Origin of the sequence: Paenibacillus sp. FSL K6-1330 (assembly GCF_037976825.1) — a bacterium.
Lineage (GTDB): Bacteria > Bacillota > Bacilli > Paenibacillales > Paenibacillaceae > Paenibacillus_AQ.
This window is the reverse complement of sequence record NZ_CP150269.1, coordinates 2,337,386-2,354,076: the sequence shown is the minus strand read 5'-3', so window position 1 is coordinate 2,354,076 and position 16,691 is coordinate 2,337,386. Positions and strand designations below refer to the sequence as shown.

At 47.0% G+C, this 16,691-nt stretch carries 16 protein-coding genes; 2 read left to right on the top strand and 14 right to left on the bottom strand.

Going from position 1 to position 16,691, the window contains the following annotated elements; translation table 11 throughout:
* Window positions 1-18: 18 nt before the first annotated feature.
* The 13 genes from NYE54_RS10550 to NYE54_RS10490 form a co-directional block, all read right to left on the bottom strand.
* On the bottom strand, window positions 19-432 hold the full coding sequence (locus tag NYE54_RS10550) for a cell division protein FtsL (RefSeq protein WP_339271941.1): 414 nt from the start codon (window positions 430-432) through the stop codon (window positions 19-21).
* A 33-nt stretch (window positions 433-465) separates the two neighbouring features.
* A complete protein-coding gene (gene rsmH / locus NYE54_RS10545) occupies window positions 466-1,419 on the bottom strand; it encodes a 16S rRNA (cytosine(1402)-N(4))-methyltransferase RsmH (protein WP_339273450.1) in 954 nt (317 codons plus the stop codon).
* Between the two features lie 77 nt (window positions 1,420-1,496).
* Window positions 1,497-1,934 carry a division/cell wall cluster transcriptional repressor MraZ gene (gene mraZ / locus NYE54_RS10540; RefSeq protein ID WP_009590832.1) on the bottom strand — a complete coding sequence of 146 codons (438 nt, stop codon included), beginning with the start codon at window positions 1,932-1,934 and terminating at the stop codon, window positions 1,497-1,499.
* Between the two features lie 207 nt (window positions 1,935-2,141).
* Entirely contained in the window at window positions 2,142-3,410 is a 1,269-nt protein-coding gene (locus tag NYE54_RS10535; RefSeq protein ID WP_076320628.1) for an adenosylhomocysteinase, read from the bottom strand.
* A gap of 40 nt (window positions 3,411-3,450) precedes the next feature.
* A complete protein-coding gene (gene bshC / locus NYE54_RS10530; protein WP_076320627.1) occupies window positions 3,451-5,082 on the bottom strand; it encodes a bacillithiol biosynthesis cysteine-adding enzyme BshC in 1,632 nt (543 codons plus the stop codon).
* 188 nt (window positions 5,083-5,270) lie between these two features.
* Complete coding sequence (locus tag NYE54_RS10525; RefSeq protein ID WP_339271940.1) at window positions 5,271-6,209, bottom strand: ATP-binding cassette domain-containing protein; 939 nt, start codon at window positions 6,207-6,209, stop codon at window positions 5,271-5,273.
* Window positions 6,206-7,201 carry an ABC transporter ATP-binding protein gene (locus NYE54_RS10520; protein WP_076320625.1) on the bottom strand — a complete coding sequence of 332 codons (996 nt, stop codon included), beginning with the start codon at window positions 7,199-7,201 and terminating at the stop codon, window positions 6,206-6,208. The genes NYE54_RS10525 and NYE54_RS10520 overlap by 4 nt, the downstream gene beginning before the upstream one ends.
* A 13-nt stretch (window positions 7,202-7,214) precedes the next feature.
* On the bottom strand, window positions 7,215-8,165 hold the full coding sequence (locus NYE54_RS10515; protein ID WP_339271939.1) for an ABC transporter permease: 951 nt from the start codon (window positions 8,163-8,165) through the stop codon (window positions 7,215-7,217).
* Between the two features lie 2 nt (window positions 8,166-8,167).
* Window positions 8,168-9,100 carry an ABC transporter permease gene (locus tag NYE54_RS10510; RefSeq protein WP_339271938.1) on the bottom strand — a complete coding sequence of 311 codons (933 nt, stop codon included), beginning with the start codon at window positions 9,098-9,100 and terminating at the stop codon, window positions 8,168-8,170.
* Window positions 9,101-9,309: 209 nt separating this feature from the next.
* On the bottom strand, window positions 9,310-10,971 hold the full coding sequence (locus NYE54_RS10505) for a peptide ABC transporter substrate-binding protein (RefSeq protein ID WP_339271937.1): 1,662 nt from the start codon (window positions 10,969-10,971) through the stop codon (window positions 9,310-9,312).
* A 149-nt stretch (window positions 10,972-11,120) separates the two neighbouring features.
* Complete coding sequence (locus NYE54_RS10500; RefSeq protein WP_339271936.1) at window positions 11,121-11,507, bottom strand: DUF3397 domain-containing protein; 387 nt, start codon at window positions 11,505-11,507, stop codon at window positions 11,121-11,123.
* An 11-nt stretch (window positions 11,508-11,518) separates the two neighbouring features.
* Entirely contained in the window at window positions 11,519-12,475 is a 957-nt protein-coding gene (locus NYE54_RS10495; RefSeq protein ID WP_339271935.1) for a 2-dehydropantoate 2-reductase, read from the bottom strand.
* Between the two features lie 140 nt (window positions 12,476-12,615).
* Window positions 12,616-13,266, bottom strand: coding sequence for an RsfA family transcriptional regulator (locus NYE54_RS10490; protein ID WP_076320619.1), 651 nt, complete (start codon window positions 13,264-13,266; stop codon window positions 12,616-12,618).
* A 342-nt stretch (window positions 13,267-13,608) separates the two neighbouring features.
* Here NYE54_RS10490 and NYE54_RS10485 point away from each other — a divergent pair, with 342 nt between their 5' ends.
* Window positions 13,609-13,845 carry a DUF2626 domain-containing protein gene (locus tag NYE54_RS10485; RefSeq protein WP_006209059.1) on the top strand — a complete coding sequence of 79 codons (237 nt, stop codon included), beginning with the start codon at window positions 13,609-13,611 and terminating at the stop codon, window positions 13,843-13,845.
* A gap of 255 nt (window positions 13,846-14,100) precedes the next feature.
* The gene (locus NYE54_RS10480) at window positions 14,101-15,213 is read left to right on the top strand and encodes a hypothetical protein (protein WP_339271934.1); all 1,113 of its coding nucleotides are present in this window, start codon (window positions 14,101-14,103) and stop codon (window positions 15,211-15,213) included.
* A 31-nt stretch (window positions 15,214-15,244) separates the two neighbouring features.
* Here the strand turns inward: NYE54_RS10480 and NYE54_RS10475 are convergent, their stop codons facing one another.
* Window positions 15,245-16,498 (bottom strand): extracellular solute-binding protein, encoded by a 1,254-nt coding sequence (locus tag NYE54_RS10475; RefSeq protein WP_339271933.1) that lies wholly within the window; start codon window positions 16,496-16,498, stop codon window positions 15,245-15,247.
* Window positions 16,499-16,691: the final 193 nt, after the last annotated feature.

The following is a 16,691-nucleotide window of genomic DNA, read 5'->3' as shown; positions in this document are numbered from 1 at the left end:
CGGTCAAAACCTCACACTTCAATCATTTTGTCCCGAGTCCGAATTCTGTGTCCCGGATGAACCCGAGACGGGTGATAGATGGATCGTATTTTTATCCTCAATAGGCACATAACCCAACTCTTTTGCCTTGTCCAATATTTGCGTCTCCAGTGTTTGCTTTTCAACCTGAAGCTGATCAATATTTCGTTTCGCTTTGAGTATATTATTGTCGGTATCATGAATTTGCCGATTTAAGTCATAGGAATGAACATGACTCATGCCAATGACGCCCATGACGGCAACCACAAACACCACGGACAACATATACAGCAGCTTTTCTTTTTGCGGAAGCTGGGAACGACGTTTGACGACTTTTGTCTTCTCGAGATAAGCGGACTGCTGCGTTTCATTCTGTCTCTCCTGTACGGCTAAATTGCCGCGTGTGTAGGCCATGGCTGATTCTCCTTCTTCAGGGATTTTATGTTTCTACAGTTTCTCCGCAATCCGCAGCTTCGCTGATCGTGCCCTTGGATTACTCTCAATCTCTTCCGCAGAGGGCATAAGCGGTTTGCGGTTCACCAGTTTCAGATCACCTTGGCCGCCTCCGCACACACACATCGGAAAGTCTGGAGGGCACGTACACTTGGGAATGTAGCTGTTAAAAATCTGTTTGCATATCCGGTCTTCGAGCGAGTGAAAAGTGATTACTGAAACTCTTCCTCCTGGTGCAAGACATCTCACGGCTTGGTGAAGCGCATCTTTGAATGCGCCAAGCTCATCATTTACCGCAATCCGAAACGCTTGAAAGCTTCGTTTCGCCGGATGGCCGCCCGTTCTCCGAGCTGCGGCCGGAATTCCTTCCTTAATCATTTCGACAAGCTCACCCGTTGTTTGAATAGGACTCTGTGCCCTTCTTTCAACAATGACCTTGGCAATTCGTCTTGAAAATTTCTCTTCGCCGTATTCATACAATATTCGTGCGATTTCCTGTTCTGGCCATTCGTTTACAATCTTGGCTGCGGTAAGCTCAGCGGACTGATCCATCCGCATATCAAGCGGGGCATCATGGTTGTAACTAAAGCCTCTCTCCCCTTCATCGAACTGCGGAGAGGATACGCCCAAATCGAACAGTATACCGTCAACTTGCGGCTGCCCGTTCTCGTCAACCTCCACTTCGTTTCGGAGCACCTCCTCCAAATCACGAAAATTGGTTTTGACAAGAGTGATCCGGTCCACATAAGGCTTCATGACTTCCCGGGCATTATTCAATGCCCAGTCGTCCTGATCCAGTGCGATTAACCGGCCCTTAGAACTTAGTTGGGAAGCAATAAGCGAGCTGTGCCCTGCTCCCCCGAGCGTACAGTCAACATATATACCGTCTGGTTTGATGCGCAGCCCTTCTGTTGCTTCTTGCTTAAGCACTGTGATGTGATGGAACAAAGCTGCAGCCCTCCATTGTGTCTCATTCATGATTTTTAAGTGTAACTTGTCCATTTCAATACGATGTTCCTAGCTGGTTATAAATCAAAATCAAAGTCTACCAGCTTCTCAGCAATGTCGTTGAATGCTTCCTCCGACTGCTGATAGTAATTCTGCCACTGCTCCTTGCTCCAGATCTCCACTCGGCTCGATACGCCGATGACAACGCATTCCTTCTCGAGCTTGGCGAACTCGCGCAAATTGCCCGGCAAATTTACCCTTCCCTGTTTATCCCATTCACATTCCGTCGCCCCGGAGAAAAAAAACCGAGTGAATGCGCGTGCATCCGACTTCATGAGTGGCAGGGATTTGAGCTTCTGCTCCATGATGGCCCATTCATCTTTGGGGTATACAAAGAGGCAATTGTCCAATCCGCGGGTTACGATAAACGAGGTGCCCAGGAGGTCACGAAATTTAGCAGGGATGATGATTCTCCCCTTATCGTCGATGCTATGTTGAAACTCCCCCATGAACATCAGGCACTCCACCCCTTAACCCCGATTCCCCACTTTGCACCACTTTCCACCACTTTAGGATAATAGATTCGGCGTCAAGAATCAAATACCTTCTAACGAGCATTTGTTTTTTTGGAACTTTCTCTCAGGACATTCGTACAAAAAACCTCCTTTCATCCCACTCGGGGATGGAAAGGAGGTTTGCAAATGATCTAAAGCTGCTGCTGTTTAGTGCTGAGCCCAGCTGTCCAAGTAAGACTTTTGCTCAGCGCTCAGACTGTCGATTGTAATACCTAGACTTTCCAGTTTATATAAGGCAACCTGTTCATCCAATTCGTAAGGAACATTTACTACGTGGTTACCGATGTTCTTGTACTGATCATTCACGTGTTTGAGAGACAAAGCTTGAAGCGCAAACGTCATATCCATAATTTCTGCCGGATGTCCGTCACCTGCCGCAAGATTCACCAAACGGCCTTCGGCAAGCAAATAAATCTTACGACCATCTTTCAGATGATATTCTTCAATATTCCGCCGAACCGTCCGAACCGATTGAGACCGTTCTGACAAATCCGGTTTATTGACTTCCACATCGAAGTGACCGGCATTGGATAAAATGGCACCGTCCTTCATGACATCAAAGTCTTCCCCACTAATGACATCGCGGTTACCCGTGACAGTGACAAAGAAGTCTCCCAATTTGGCTGCTTCATGCATTGGCATGACGCGGAAGCCGTCCATATAAGCTTCAACGGCCTTAATTGCATCAATCTCGGTCACAATGACGTTGGCACCAAGACCTTTGGCACGCATGGCGACGCCCTTCCCGCACCAGCCATACCCTACGACAACGACGGTCTTGCCTGCAACCACCAGGTTGGTCGTCCGGTTAATTCCGTCCCAGACCGATTGTCCAGTACCATAACGGTTATCGAATAAGTATTTGCAGTATGCATCATTCACGGCAACCATCGGGAAGTTCAGAGAGCCTTCCTTCTCCAAAGATTTCAGGCGCAGGATGCCTGTCGTTGTCTCTTCCGCACCGCCTCGAATTCCTTCAAGCAGATCCGTACGTTCCGAGTGAAGGATCGTTACGAGATCCCCGCCATCGTCAATGATCAGATCGGGTCTGGTCTCGAGTGTTGAAATGAGGTGCTGCTTGTATTCTGCAGGATCCGGGTTATACTTGGCAAACACCGTGATCCCGTCTTCTACCAATGCGGCACACACATCATCTTGAGTAGACAACGGATTACTGCCCGTAATTGTCACTTCAGCTCCGCCAGCCTGAACGACTTTCGCCAGATAAGCGGTCTTGGCTTCCAGATGCAAGGAGATGGCGACTTTCAACCCTTTGAATGGCTGTTCTTTCTCGAATTGTTCACGCACCCGGTTCAATACCGGCATATGCGCCTTCACCCAATCAATTTTCAAATGACCTTCCGGTGCCAGTTTCAAGTCGGTAATATTGCTGGTTTGTATTGATGATGAGCTCATTTAACGGCCTCCTATGATCTGATAATTGAATTCCTGATCATTATACGTAAACGACCCTGTGAATGCCCGAAGCAACGTATGGGATTTCCATCAGGCGATCCACCAGATTCAATCCATAACGATTCATGTATTCCAGGATATTATACACCCTCTCCTGGGGTTTCCCTTCCGGCATCAGTGTCTGTTCAATGCGTTTCCACTGTGCCAGTGCGGCCTCATGCTGCTGTTCCAAGGCATTCCGGGATTTACTTAACAGGTAATCCATCTGCTCCAATATTTTTTCTTTATTGGTTAGACCTAATTTTAACAGTCCACTTTGCATTTTGCCAAGATCTTCTATTAAAGGCTGATATAATGCTTCAAATTGTTCCCGGGTTTGACTGAATCGTTCCTCAAGATTCAACTCATCCTTGCTGGCAAGCCAAGCCTCACGCTTCTCAGACAAACGGAGGTGAACATCCTCGAAGGACAATCCATATTTCTCCATAAGCTTATGGACGGTTCCATCAACGATGGAGAATGACATTCTCGGGATGATCAGCGGCATCTGCAAACCTAAGTCGGAAAATGCATAGCGCGTAATCGCCCAATAAGAAATCTCGCCTGGACCGAGTATCGTTCCGAGCACGGGCAGCAGCGAATCCTGCATAATTGGACGGGTCAACACATTGTTGCTGAAGCGTTCAGGATGCTGATGCAAATCCCGAAGCAGTTCTTCCTCCGTGAGCGTAATGATGCCTTTCCGGTCTGAGAATACACGTCCTTCTCGGTAAAGCAGCAAGCGTCTGCCTTCATGCAAATAGAACAAGTTGGCCCCATTCTCGGATACATCAGCCTGCACTTCATAACCCAAACCTGCGATATCCCTTGCTGCCTGCTGGTACGAAAGTCCCATTGTTTCGTTGCGGGTAATCAAAGATTCGAATACGGGCACTTCCAACGCCCGCAGTCCCGGATCTGCAGAATCCAGGAGTATTAGCCCATATTTGCCGAACATACAGCTGATGAGTTTAGCAAATGCCTCGCTGAGTCCAGCCGAACCGTCAAACGATTCCCTGGCCATCTTCAGCAGATCCGCCTTATATTCGCTGTCTGCCAGTTGAATCTGGAGCTCTGCCAGCATTGCATTCCAATCTTCCTCAGCAACGTCAGTATAACTAACCGACGTCCTGAGTCCGTCCTTGGCATCAAGCTTGATCTTGGAAAGCTGCTGATCCTGACTCAGGAAGTACGTATGATTCACTTCATCCCAATCATGATCCTCCCCGGCGATCCAAAATACAGGCACGACAGGACGATTCAAGCGCTCTTCCGCTTCACGGGCCGCTTGAATGACGGTAATTGCTTTATATATGACAAGCAGAGGTCCGGTGAACAAACCGCTTTGTTGTCCACCAACCATGGTAACCGTTCCTGGCTGCTCCAGAAGTTGGAGTGATTTATGTACAGCGGGATGATCATTGTGTTTCTGATTATACGTCCGAAGGCAATCTGCCAGCGCTTTACGCTGAATTCGTTTGTCTTCCGAAAGATCCAGCCATTGTACCCGCTCTGCATAGCTGTGCTCGCCGCGGTAATCTTCACCGTAGAACCCGCTTACCCGGTCAAAATGATGAATATAATCCTGAGCGAGACGCGAAGCGAGGGATAATGGTTCCGGAACGATATTCATGAGGTATTCCTCCTATTCTACGTCGCAACCAAATCTAGATTGTGCATGAAATTTAATTTATTCTATAACATTTTGCCTTTCTTGATTGTACCGAATGTTGGCATTCTGCGTCAAAGGAAAAGAATAGCCGCCGGCACGATGCCAGCGGCTATTCTTGAAGCAGCTTTCTCATATTCAGGTCCGCTTGTTCAAGCGTAGGCTTTTGCAACCCAGTGTCCTTTGGACACTTCGACCAATTCCGAATCCTTCACATCCAGTTGAACCGTTCCGTCTTCGCCTTTGGCAGCTGAAATCGGCACCTGCATATCGTCTTCCAGCTTGAGACGCTTTTTGTTTGCCTCAATTTCTGGATCCGGAATCGGAATTGCGGACAACAAGGTCTTGGTATAAGGATGGATCGGATTTGCATACAGCTCTTCACTGTCTGCTAGCTCCACCATTTTACCCAAATACATAACCGCTACCCGGTCACTGATATGCTTAACCATGGACAGGTCATGCGCAATGAAGAGATAGGTCAAGCCCAAACGGTCCTGCAAATCCTTGAGCAGGTTGACAACCTGCGCCTGAATCGAAACGTCAAGCGCCGAGATCGGCTCGTCGCATATGATGAATTTAGGGTTTACCGCAAGAGCTCGAGCAATCCCGATCCGTTGACGCTGACCGCCGGAGAATTCATGAGGGTAACGCGTCGAGTGGTCACTATTCAAGCCGACCATATCCAGCAGCTCCTCAATCCGCTTCTTGCGTTCGGCGCGGCTGCCGGCCATGCCGTGAATATCCAAAGCTTCTCCGATAATATCCGACACCGTGAATCTTGGATTCAGCGAGGCATACGGATCCTGGAAGATCATCTGCATATCGCGGCGCATCGCCTTCATCTTGCCCGGAGACAGCTTGTAAATATCCGTTCCGTTAAAATTAACGCTGCCGGCCGTAGGTTCATAGAGACGGAGAATCGTCCGTCCTGCTGTTGATTTACCACAACCCGACTCTCCTACCATGCCAAGCGTTTCGCCTTCACGGATATAGAAGTTCAGGTCGTCAACCGCTTTAAGAATCTGGCCTTTGCCCACGTTAAAATACTTCTTCAAGCCTTTTACCTCAATCAAGTGGTTATCCTTCATGAACCCTGCGCCTCCTTCGCCATCGGATGCAGATTCCAGCAGCGCGCCATATGCGTGTCGCTAAATTCCGTTGCGCCCGGATCCACCCGTTCACAAATTCGCATAGCTTCATCACAGCGAGCGGCGAACGGACAGCCTACAGGCGGTTTGATCAGATCCGGTGGTGTTCCGATAATCGGAATCAGCGGTTCGTCTTTCTTCTGATCCAGACGAGGCATGGAGCGAAGCAAACCTTTGGTGTAAGGATGCTGCGGATTTTTGAAAATCTCCCATTTCGTTCCTGTTTCCACCACTTCACCTGCATACATTACGATGACACGGTCACACATGCCGGCAACAACGCCGAGGTCATGCGTGATCAGAATGATCGATGTGCCCAAGCGTTCCTGCATTTCCTTCATAACGTCCATAATCTGTGCCTGAATGGTCACGTCGAGTGCCGTTGTCGGTTCGTCCGCAATCAGCAGCGTCGGCTTACATGCAAGCGCAATGGCGATCATCGCACGCTGCCGCATACCGCCGGAGAACTCATGCGGATACTGATTGAAGCGCTCCTCCGCATTTTTGATACCCACCAGCTTCAGCATTTCTATGGCGTGTTTTTTGGCTTCGGAGAAAGACATCCCCTGGTGCTTGATCAGCACCTCCGTAATTTGCTTACCTATTCGAATGGTCGGGTTTAGCGACGTCATTGGATCCTGGAAGATCATCCCGATATCCTTGCCGCGAATCGCTTCCATCTGTTTATTTGTTTTTTTGAGAAGGTCTTGTCCTTGGAAAATGACCTCACCCTTTTTTATTTCTGAGGGCGGGGACGGAATCAATCGCATAATGGTCTGGGCGGTAACACTTTTACCGCTTCCGGACTCACCGACGATGGCAACCGTCTCCCCCTTGCCGACTTCAAAATTCATGCCGCGGACTGCTTTTACTTCACCGCCGCGAACACGAAACGATACGTTGAGGTCCTTTACCTGCAAGATCGGTTCCATACCTTCCCACCTCCTATTTTTTCAATTTCGGATCCAGCGCATCACGCAATCCATCACCGAAAATGTTAAATGCTAACATCGTCAAGCTGATAAATAGAGCAGGGAACAACATCCGCCATGGATAGTACATCCATCCGGACAGGGCATCATTAATCATGGAGCCCCATGAAGCAATTGGTGCTTGAACTCCAAGACCAAGGAAGCTCAGGAAAGCCTCGGAAAAGATCGCACTTGGAACCGACAGGGTCAAGGTAACGATAATCGGACCCATCGCATTCGGAATCAAATGCCGGAACAACAGGCGCCCGGTTCCCGCACCCATCGAACGTGAAGCGAGGACATATTCTCTGTTCTTAAGCTGCATAATCTCGCCCCGCACAATCCAGGACATGTTAATCCAACCGGTGATGGTTAAGGCGAGTATGATCGTTCCTAAACTTGGTTCAAATACAACCAACAGCAAAATCGTAACGAGCAGGTACGGAATGGAATACAAAATTTCGGCAAACTTATTCATAAACTCATCGATACGGCCACCGAAATAACCCATGATGCCGCCATATATTACACCAATCATCAAGTCAATCGCAGCTGCTGCAAGACCAACGGTCAAGGAAATCCGAGCACCCATCCAAGTACGAACAAAAACGTCGCGGCCCAGATCGTCGGTTCCAAACCAATGTTCTGATGAAGGCGGCATATTCGTATTCATCAAATCATTCGTTTCATAATCATAGTTAGAGATCATCGGGCCGATAATGGCCATGATGACAATCAGGATCATAATAATCAAGCCGGACATAGCAAGCTTGTTCTTGCGCAATCTTTCCCATGAATCTCTCCAGGAGGACAAACTTTCACGCTGTATTACCTCGGATTGTTTCTCATCAGGACCAATCTTCTGAAAATCTTCAGGCTTCAAGTTTAGTGCCGCAGGATGAGGCATACTTTGTTCTTTCTCCATGTCTACCCCTCCTTCCCGCCGGTCAATTTAATGCGTGGATCCACAAATACATATACGATATCTGTAATGAAACGCGCCAGCATCAGCAAGATGCCGTAGAATATGGTAATCCCCATAATGACTGTATAATCGCGGTTTGTGATACTTTCCACAAACTGCTTGCCAATGCCGCCAATACCGAAGATCTGTTCAATAACGACCGAACCGGTAATGATGTTCGCTGTCATTGGCCCTACATAAGTTACGACCGGCAATATCCCGTTTCGGATCACGTGGCGGAACATAATAGCGAACCAGTTAAGACCCTTGGCCTTCGCCGTCTTGATATAATCCGAATGCAGTACTTCCAGCATGCTGGATCGCGTTAATCGCGCGATAAATGCAATCGGCTGAGCAGATAGAGCCATAACAGGAAGCACGTAGTCGAGCGGTCCTTCAAAGCCCATAACATTGAAAATGCCCGCTTTCTCTGCGAGAACGAATTGCAACAATGACGCGAGTACAAAACTCGGTACCGCGATCCCGAGAACCGAGATAATCATGGCGATGTTGTCAATCAGCTTGCGGTGATACAGAGCTGCAAGCATCCCCAGCAGGACACCCACAATAACAGATACTACGATCGCGACAAGACCCAATCGAAGTGAAGGGCCAAATGTATCAATAATAATATCAGTGACGGATTGCCCCTGTTTTTTCATAGACAAACCAAAGTCACCCTGAACGATATTGCCCAAGTATTTCGTATATTGTTGAAATACCGGTTTATCTAAATCATACTGCTCCATCAGCCTCGCCAAAATTTCAGGCGATGGCTTTTTCTCTCCCATAAACGGATCGCCCGGTATGGCTTTCATAAGAAAAAAAGTGGCTGAGATCAGTATGAACAACGATACAAGCATATAAAAAAACTTACTCGCCACATACCTCAGCATTTCGCTAGCCTCCTGATCAGTTGTTCTAAACCAAGCCGTCTATATAATTGTATTATTCTAGAACGGACCTGGCATCCCTTAACTTTCACCAACGGACACAAGATTTGGAAACCTTGTGCTCATACAAAAAAATCGGGATATATATGAGGTTTGAAGTGCCCCACATATATATCCCGAACCGTAGTCTTTTATAAATGGTTTACAAAAGACTACTCGATATATGCACGTGTGAAATCGATATCACCCTTATAATCCAGATGAAGATTCTTCACCCATGGTTTAACCAGGGACACACTGGAGTAGTAGTAGATCGGCATAACAACTTGGTTGTCTTCAACGAGAATTTTCTCAGCTTTGGACATCAGCTCCATGCGTTTAGCGTTATCGCTAGTTGCATAAGCATCCTTCACAAGCTGGTCATACTCTTCGCTCTTGAAGCCAGTGTCATTGTTGCCGCCGTTGGATGTCCACATATCGATATAAGTCATCGGGTCGTTATAGTCTGCTCCCCAACCGGATCGTGCCACTTGATAGTTCAAAGCATCACGGTTCTTCAGGAATACGCCCCACTCTTGGTTTTGTACCTTCACACTAACGCCGAGATTGTTCTTCCACATATCTGCAATAGCAAGCGCAATTTTCTTATGGTTGTCATCGGAGTTATGAATTAAAGTAACTTCCGGTAATGTGGTATAGCCTTTTTCCTTCATACCTTGCTCGAGCAGTTTCTTAGCTTCTTCAAGATTTTCATCGAAGTAAGTATCCGGTACCTCTTTACGGTACTCGTCGGACTCACCCTTGATACCAGGAGGAACAAAACCATGTGCAGGAAGTTGTCCACCTTGCGTGATTTTCTCTACGATCGCCTGACGATCAATCGCCATTGCGAAAGCTTTACGGATGTTCACATTGTCAAATGGTTCTTCTGTTGTGTTAAAGATATAGAAATACGTCGATGAAATACCTTTAATCATCAGTTCATCGCCCAATTCCTTCTTGATCGCATTCAGCTGATCCGTCGGAATATTCCCTGTTGGATGTCCTGCATAATCCAATTCATCATTACGATAGCTTGAAAGTTCAGTTGCAGAGCTGTTCACGATACTCATTTGAACTTTTTCAAGTTTGATTGCATCCTTGTCCCAATATTGGTCGTTCTTCACAAGCTCGATCTTTTGACCTTTGGTCATTTGTGAAACTTTGAACGGACCATTACCAATCAATGTTTCCGGTTTAGTTGCCCAAGAAGCATTACCTTCAACGGAGTTGTGAATCGGGAAGTAGGTTTGGAATGACATCAAGCTGAGGAAGTATGGCGTTGGGTTTGCCAGCGTTACTTCGAGCGTATAATCATCGGTTGCTTTTACGCCGACTTCATTGGCGTCTTTGATCTCTCCAAGATTGTAAGCTTCAGCGTTCTTAATGTAATAGAGCTGATACGCATATGGTGATGCTGGAGTAAAGTTCGGATCAAGTACGCGTTTCCATGCATACTCAAAATCTTTTGCCGTTACTGCATCGCCGTTACTCCATTTGGCATCTTTGCGAAGGGTGAAGACATATTTCAATCCATCTTCAGAAACATCCCATTTTTCGGCTACGCCAGGCTCTTCTGAGCCGTCTGCACCCTTCCGAACCAAACCTTCAAACACAGCACTGATTACTGTATTCGACGTGTTATCCTGAGCCAAGCCCGGATCCAATGTAGGAGGGTCGGAAGCAAGGTTCATACGGAAGACTTGCTCTTTAGGCTTGTCCGCCGTTCCGCCTTTATTGGCGCCATCGTTCTTGTCAGCTCCACATGCTGCTAAAACTGAGCTGAAAGCAAGAATTAACGTCATGAGAAGCATTAATTTCTTTTGTTTCTTCATCTTGCGGTATCCCCCTCATAGATTTTAGGTATATGCTTATCGATTATACAACCAGTGGTCAAAAAAATCCAGAAATCAATAAATTGAAAAATCTGCCTGACCCAAGGATCAAACAGATTTATCATAAAATTCTAGTTATTAGATTGTTCTTACATCATCTTAATTATGTAGGAGAGGACACCAAAAAATGTGAACATGATATACCCGAAACTCATGCTGACAAACCCGAGACGCCACACGGCGCGCAGCAGCCTTTTACCGTTAACCTTGCCTTTCCAGCGGTTCTGCGCACTGCCGATCAGCCCCGCTGCAATGAGCAGCATGAGGAGTATGAGATAGAAACCGAATTTGGACTGGAATGTATTATTAAACAAGGCGGAGACCGAAAACAGCATAAAAAATGTGGTGACATCCATGGCCAGCTCCAGCGCTTGCTTTCGATTTTTATTTCTTTGCAAGACAATGAAATAAACCAGTAAAAACGGAATGAACGGAAAAGAACTTAATGTTTGAAACAGCCCCTGCAAGAAACCCATGCTAAGACCCCCTATGTATTCATCCCCTCGATGAGCTGCGTGACCAGCTCGTGTGTTGGAACAGAAATGCCATATTTTTGGCCCAAACGGACAATACTTCCGTTAATCCAGGCAACTTCCGTCGTTCTGCCGTCCATTACATCCTTAAGCATGGAGGACGTGTTACCTGAAGTCGATTGGCAGACGGATATAATCCATTCCCACAGCCCGCTTCCGTAAGGAATTCCACCCGCTTCATATACGGCGATCCCTTCATGATATAACTGCTTCATGAGCCTGACTCGTTCAGGGGAAGATAACAGCGCTCCGTTAGGAATCCTCCACAATGCCGTCAATGGATTAATGACTGCGTTCATCAGCAGCTTGCGATAAATCATCTCATCCATTTGATTCGACAAAAAAGCTTCAAATCCTGCTCTATTCAGCTGTTTAACCAGTTCAATTTCATGATTTTCTTGAGAGAAAGGATCTAATGGGCTCCCAGCGGGCATCATTTTGCCGATTGTCGTCGTTCCATGACCGGCATGCAAAACAGAGACGCTGCTTGAACGCTTGGCCCCTTCCGTAGTAATGGCAGCGTAGATCGTCCATACCGGCAGCAGGTCTTGAAGCCGCTCCAAATGGCCTGTACCGTTCTGAAAACATATTAGTCTCCGATGTTCTTGACCATATTGAGCCAACATCTCCGTTGCCATCTCTTCGATCCCTTGCTGCTTCAACATGAGGAAAAGATAATCCGCATCGCCAGCGCCACCCGACTGCGCAAAGGTTGACCATGAACAGACCGAGAACGCATGGGCGTCAACGACCTGGTGCTGCCCCTTCTCCTCGATGGTTATGCCGGAAGCCCGAAGCTTGTCCGCCTGCTCCTCGCTTCGGCTCCATAACGTGACACGGCACCCTGAATTCGCAAGTTTACCCGCATATAATAGCCCCAATGAGCCAGCTCCGATAATATGGATATTCATCATAATCCCCCATTATTGTAATCAACCACGAAGTACTAGTCCTAGTATATATCAGAATAATCCTCGATACGCACAAATAACCCGCCAAAGCGCATGGAATGCACTAATGCGGGTTACGGCTAGAGCAAGATAACCTTTACCTATTCGATTCGTTCCAGATTACCGTTTGCGTCCATTTTGAAGCGTGTTTTAAGCTCCTCGTCTTCTTCATTTAAGAAAGCAAGTCTGCGTGCCCGATCCATGATCTGAATCAGTGCCTTATAATCGTCATTGACCACATGATAGTCCGTTTTCACTTCGCTGACTTCCTTCAATAACCTTTGATTCTCACTGCGGAGTCTTGAAAGCTCATCCTCTTTTTCACGCAAGTTCTTCTCAAGCAATTTATACTGACGTGAACTTTCCTGAAGCCCGCCCTTCCACTGACGAAGGAAACGGATAACGGCATCGATGGACAGTGTTTCTTCACTTGCACCATCATTCTTATAGACATCGTGCTCCAGTTCCGGAGCAGCCAAGCCGGCAACCTGCGGTCCACTTACCGAAGGCTGTTTTTTATAATAACTTCTCTTTTGACGCTGAGATTTCGCCAAGCTAATAGCATCCTCATATTTCTTGCGAACGCAGCTATTCCAACGAAATCCACAAGCTGCCGATGTCCGGCCGATTCTTTCTCCCACTTCCTCAAAGGCAGCCAATTGGGTGCTGCCCTCACGAATATGACGAAGAGTCACCTCCGCCAATATTAGGTCGTCCTCTGCACTCCATGCATCCTGTCTCACTGCTGACATACCACAAAACCCTCCTAACGACATCCTAAAATAACCGTCTTCAATACCGTAAATCGGCTGCTGAATAGGGTATAAAAACTGCTTAATTCATTTCTATGCCTCTCATAGAGTTCATAGAATCTATTTGATACTAAAATGTATTTCCATTTTGAATACAGATCATACTCTTACGAAGGGAAAAGGGGGAGATTCGTCCAAATTATTCACGAATCCAATGTCTTACTTCTGGTTAATAATAAAAAATAAAGGGTTTTCTTGAGTTAGGCGTTTACACGTTTTTGCCATAACGCTATAATGTTGATAGCAGCATTATGTGCGTACATACGAGAGGAGGATATAATCGTGGCACGGATGTTTCGAGTCCTTGGCTTTTTCACCCTGACTATCGGGTTGATGGCCTTTGCCGGAGATCATATTGAAATGGCACTGCTTTTCTTCCTGCAGACTGCATTTTTCGTGATCCTGGGATATTTGAAATTCACGGAGAGAACCTATATTCTTCTCTTCTGGGCTTATATGATCGTGACCTTCACAGGCTTTAGCTATTGGACGGTCTTCATTATGGGCAAACCACTCTAATAGGTAAATGGTGCAAGCGATGCTTGAAATCCACCGGCGCTCAACCTGGACAAACAGAGGCCCGCTGGTGGATTTTCCTTGCAATTAGAGAACGAGAGTACTTAAAAGAGCGATCAGGTGCTTTAGCAGCCGGATCGCTTTTTTAGTGCCTGAAGGTTGATAATTAAGTCGTATACGTCATATATTGGTTTAAATGAAGGGACAGACAGTGGTTGGATTCCTTTCGACTAACAACCATTCAAGGAGGACTCCCGTTTGAATGTACGAGTAAAAAAAACTCTCCTCCCGGTCATGCTGTGTATAACCCTGTTATTCTGCTTCATAGGGACTCCCGCTCTGGTATATTCCGAGCAGGATGTAAGCCCGGTTATGCCTGATTCGGAAGAGGCACGCAAACTTCTGGAGGACAGTCTCTCCATCGTGGAGATTGACCATGAAATCGAACGGATAACCAAACGCATCGCCGAATTGCAGCTGCTTCAGAGCGAATTGCAAATCAAAATTCAGGATATGGGCTTGCGTATCGAAGACCGGCGCGATCGGGCTGGAGCTGTTCTTCGGTCTTATTACATGGGTGAACGTGATCATTTATTCTTTATGCTGTTGTCTGCAAAAGACTTAGCCGGTTTATTCCGGATCATGGACTTTTACGATATCATTATTCAAAACGATCGGGATACACTTGCGGTATATAACAATCAGTACCGCTCCCTTGCCTCCGCCCAGGCTGAAGCAGCACGCAATGCTGCTCAGCTCGCCGAAGTAAAGGACAGCCTTGTTAAGCAGCGTGAACGGGTGCTGGCACTTGAACAGCAGGTTGACGGAGCACTGACAGCCAGCGGCAACCCGGATGCCATGAAAAAGTTGATTGAGGAATTCACCCTTTATTGGGAGAACGTGGGGCTGTACGAAGTAAAGCGTCACTTCCAGGCTTTAGCCAGCGCCATGGAAAACTTGCCGCAATTCGTCCAAGGAAGTAAGAATATGCTGAAAACGAACGGCAAGGAGTACACCATCGATATCCATGAAGACGATCTCAACGCATTTTTAAGATCCGAAGATGAAATCTTTAACAGTTTTGCTTTCCACTTTGACGATGGAAAAGTTATAGCTTCGGGTGAGAGCGGAAATCTGTCGCTGCTGATTGAAGGAAAATACACCGTGATCAACGAACCGGAGAATGCCATCATGTTTCAAGTCGACAAACTTGTATTCAATCGACTGGAATTGCCTGACACCACGCGCAAAGCCCTGCAGGACGAATTCGACATGAATTTTTATCCTAAACAGTTGGTGTCTTTCTTAAAAGCAACACAGGTATCCAGCCAAGATCAAAGATTAGTGGTCAAAATGGAGCTGGATTTATAGAAAAAAGCTGCCCTTCACTTGGGCAGCTTTTTTAAGGTTGAGGAGACGAGTACAATTCCATATATTGTTGGATCGTGATTTCGCCAAGCAGCAATCGATTTGCTGCTTGGCTATATGTTTGAAAACCTTCCGAATCACCAAAATTCAAAGCGGCCGGCTCATTTCGAGAGAGCAGCACCTGGGCTGGAACGGCCGCTTTTTGCCAAATGCCCCGATCACTTAGGTTTGTACCCATGACATACAACTCGGGAATAACGGGCAGCGTTCCTGCCGCTCTGCTCCATTCACGCTGCATCGCTTTGCCAGTCATATACGTAATCCATTTCATGGCAAGCGCCGATGATTCCGTGTGTGCGGCAACCGCAAAACTTCGAGTTCGGACAACCGGCGTATCCAGATGCGCCTTCCCCATTGCCAATGCAAGTGACACTCCAACGTCCTCTTGATCTGAAAAGCTCGAATACGGCCCAATGACCACGGCTGCTTCCACCTTACCGGAGATGGTCGACTCTTGGCCATTAACGTCTGCCTCTGTCGATCCTTGCGCTGATTCTGTCACTCTTCCATGATTGCGAATCAGCATATCGAGCACCTCTTGATCCGGCTTGGAGGGATCACCTTCGAGCAAATGAACCGCCGCACCGAACGCATAAGGATCATTCCAGTCAAATGAGAGGACAGGGCTTACCTTATGCCGCTCCAAATATTCCTGCCACGCTTGACGGCTCTCTGGCACTTTAAATGGTTCGCCGCCCTTTCCCTTGGTCTGCCAAGTCATAATATAGGGGTCTATATCAAACGGCATTCCCCATTGATACCCGTTCCACTGCAGCGGCGGCAGAAGACCATTCAAGATATCTTCGCCTGGCATTGTGCCTTGAGAAGCATCAACAGGCAGTAAGCAGCCACTCATTGCAAGCGCTTTAATAAGGTGTGAATCCGTTAATACAATATCAGGCCCTTCACCAAGGGACATCTCGAGCAGAAACGACTCTTTCTGTGTTTCACTCGTTTCCAGAGGCGTGATTTCAATCTCAGCACCGGTCTCTTCCATAAAACGCTCATTAAGAGCTTTAAGTTGTCTCAGTTCATCTGGGTTTAACTGAACACCGACCTTGATCGGGCCCAGATCAGTCTCCGGTACCTCCGGTCTTTGCTGCGGAGGTTTCGGTTCATCCCCCGGGGGCTCTCGTCTAGTATGGTGAGTGAAGTCAAAGCTGGGAGATAAACTGGATAAAGACAACAGTAAAATGGCAAATAAGAACCAATATTTCTTCCGCTTCATATCCCATCTTCACTCCTTCAATAGTCGCACGCCCTTATTTTACCAAACTTCTAGTGCTCTTGTCCTATCTTTTTTGTTAATTATCTAGTCCAGATTTTACTAATTAACGATGGGAAGGAAAAAAGACTGTCCTATGAATCTGAACAGTCTTTATCCCAAAGTTACTCTGAGAATCATTTCTCGGGAAATATAT